The 2,970-nt window shown below is 54.3% G+C and carries 3 protein-coding genes; all 3 read left to right on the top strand.

Going from position 1 to position 2,970, the window contains the following annotated elements:
* Window positions 1-250, top strand: a 250-nt coding sequence (locus VGE80_RS21755; RefSeq protein ID WP_440594102.1) for a hypothetical protein, incomplete at its 5' end; no start/stop codon positions are given.
* 9 nt (window positions 251-259) lie between these two features.
* Complete coding sequence (locus VGE80_RS21750) at window positions 260-769, top strand: hypothetical protein (protein ID WP_440594101.1); 510 nt, start codon at window positions 260-262, stop codon at window positions 767-769.
* Between the two features lie 350 nt (window positions 770-1,119).
* Window positions 1,120-2,559 carry a hypothetical protein gene (locus VGE80_RS21745; protein ID WP_440594100.1) on the top strand — a complete coding sequence of 480 codons (1,440 nt, stop codon included), beginning with the start codon at window positions 1,120-1,122 and terminating at the stop codon, window positions 2,557-2,559.
* The last annotated feature ends 411 nt before the right edge of the window (window positions 2,560-2,970 follow it).

The following is a 2,970-nucleotide window of genomic DNA, read 5'->3' as shown; positions in this document are numbered from 1 at the left end:
AGTTCGCTTCCGTCTCGGAAGCCTTGGTTCTGGTAAGGAACGCTTTGCCGACATCGTTGGTCGAAATCCGGTTACCGGTGAGACAGAGATCATTCAGATTGGTCGAACAATCAAGAGTGATCCAAGGGTTCCAATCATCCGTGAACGCAATTCGTTGGATGACATCATATTTCCCCCGGATATTCGCAACTTTCCTGGCTCAACGATTCGTTTCGTTGACGTGAATCGTCCTGGCGTAATGCAGCCATAGGGAATGCAAATGGGACGGCAAATTCTATTTTACATGGTGGACGAGGACGAAGATGAATTCCTTGAATTCGTTCGATCTTCCGGTGATGTCGTGATTCTGCCTCAAACGTCAGAGATCGGTCGGGGAGAAGAATTTTCGTCGTTCAGAGAGCTTGCGGGCCGCAAATTAGGTGAAGCGTGCCATCTTTGGAATCGCTCACTTTCTCCAGAGCCACTTATCAAGCACATTCCCCAGCAAGGATATTTCTGGCTGGATTTCATGCAGTCGGAAGTTGTGAATGTGTTGCGATCAAAGAGACTGGATCAACGACTTAGCATGGGGCGACTTCACATTGAAGACAAAGATCGACGGTCAGACGGCGGTGTTGTGGAAAAGAGTTGCGAGTTTGTGAAGTGGTTCAACGAGCTTTGTCGGTGGATCAAGAAGTCATATCCAAGCACAATTGATGGTGCTTGCCTTTCTCCCCGTGCGGAAGCCTTGGTAAAGAGCGGTGTGGAACTCACGGGCCACAGCTTTTGATGCTGTTGTGACGATCCACGCATTGCCGGAGCCGGTTGCATCGCCTTGAAGGGCTAGGGCACAAGTATCGGCTGCTGTTTCTCATCGTCGGCAAAACAGTCCAAATCTTGCGGGTCTGGCATGCCTCCAGGGATGCGATCACGCGTGACGATCTCTGGTTTCTATTGGGCACCTCGCTGTGGGGCCGTCCCGCGAAGTAGAGACGCACATGATGCTGACCAAGCCAGCGGCGCCTCGCCCGGTTTTCACTGCGCGACGCGAAGTGTACCATCGGCTTCACCCTGAATTACTCAACTGGCGAACTGACGAGAAGACGATTGAAGTTCCCGCTCTCAAAGGAAAGTACCACGATGAGACACGCTCGTTTGCTGTTCTGTCTGCTTCTCTCACAATTCACTTTCGGCGCATTTGGCAGTGCTGATGCGGCCGACAGGAAAGAGCTGAAAGCGGGGGCAGCCCGGGTCGTCATCAACCCGGACATGGGCGAACTCATCGTCGGCAATTTCGGAATGCCGCCAGCCACGCAAATTCATGATGACATCACGGCGCGTTGTCTGCTGCTAGACAATGGAGAGGCGCGACTTGCGTTTGTGATCGTTGACAGCGTGCACGTTCCACGAGGGATTTTCGATGCCGCTCGGGCCCTGATCGAGAAGGATCGCGAAATCGCCCCCGTGGGGCTGGTCATGTCGTCAACGCACACGCATTCCGCAACGTCCTCAGGCGACTGGACCCTCAAGAGCGACGCGAGTTTTAACGTTTACCAGCAGCGGGTCATCAACGGTATTCATCAGGCAGTCAAACAGGCGGGGAGTCAGGTCCAGCCGGTCCGCATTGCCTGGGGAAGCTTTGAAGAGCCATCGCACCTGAATAATCGACGATGGTACGTCTCGGATCCCGCTCTGCTGGTGAATCCAATCGGTGGCACGGATCAGGTTCGTATGAATCCCCCGACCGGATCGGCGGCATTGGTTCGCCCTGCCGGCCCGGTCGATCCTCAATTTTCCTTCATCAGTGTCAGGACGCTGGAGGGGAAACCGCTCTCGCTGCTCGCCAACTATTCGCTGCACTACGTTGGAGGTGTACCCAGCGGAGTCATCTCAGCCGACTACTTCGGCGTTTACAACGATCAGATAGGAACCTTGCTGAACGGCGGGAAAGCCGTGCCGGGATTTGTGGGGCTGTATTCCAACGGTACAAGCGGCGATGTGAACAACATCGATTTCTCTGGCAAAAACAAGAAAGCATACCAAGCTTTTGAAAAGATGACGGAGGTGGCGACCCAACTTGCCGAACGAACGGCGGCCGCAGAGAAGAAGCTGCAGTGGCACGACTGGGTTCCACTGAAACTTGCCGAGACGGAGCTCGTTCTGCAGGTCCGACAACCTGATGAAGCCCTTGCCAAGCATGTGGCTGCGGTCCTGGCACGTCCGGAAGGAGAAACCGGGCGTCATGGTCTGGAAATCGTCTACGCCCGTCGGATTAAAAGCCTGATGGATGGACAGAAAGAGATTTCTGCCAGGTTGCAGGCGGCTCGTATTGGCGAGCAGGTGATCACTTCGATCCCATTTGAAGTCTTTGCAGAAATCGGCCTGGAGATCAAAGAAAAAAGCCCCTTCCCGGCCACGTTCACAATCTCGCTCGCAAATGGGGGCTATGGCTACCTTCCCACACCCGCGCAACATGCCGTCGGTGGCTACGAAACCTGGCTGGGTACGAATAACGTCCAGTTGGATGCATCAGAAAAGATCGTCGAGCAACTGCTGAAGCTGATCGACACTTTGAAGTAGCGATTAAGTTCCCCCGAGTGTGGTCTGAAGGATTCTCTGAGGTTAGCAGCCTGTTGAACGGCTGCGCCCAGGCAAGTCTAAAGCTTCTCGACTCAGTTTTCGACGAGCTTCACGCGGGTGAAGACCGTCTGCGATGGGACTCCGTCATTATTCCCGAAGGCATGATTGTCCCCAGTCTTCGTATCGCTGCTTGATCATCAGCCGAACGATCAGACGTACCGGATGGAGAGTGATGCACGACGATTCCGGCGATCGCTCCCGGCTTTGGTCGTGAGGTCGCATGGGTCAGTTTCCGTTGCACGATGTGTGCGCCGGAATATGCTCTTGGCTTTTCCTCGGTTCGGCGACAACGGATCAAACGCGATTTCGAGTTGCCAATGAAGGATGAGTACAGTCAGTACATCGAAGCCC

It is taken from the genome of Schlesneria sp. (assembly GCF_036405755.1).
GTDB lineage: Bacteria > Planctomycetota > Planctomycetia > Planctomycetales > Planctomycetaceae > Schlesneria > Schlesneria sphaerica.
The sequence above is the reverse complement of the archived record's forward strand: the minus strand, read 5'-3'. Positions and strand labels throughout refer to the sequence as shown.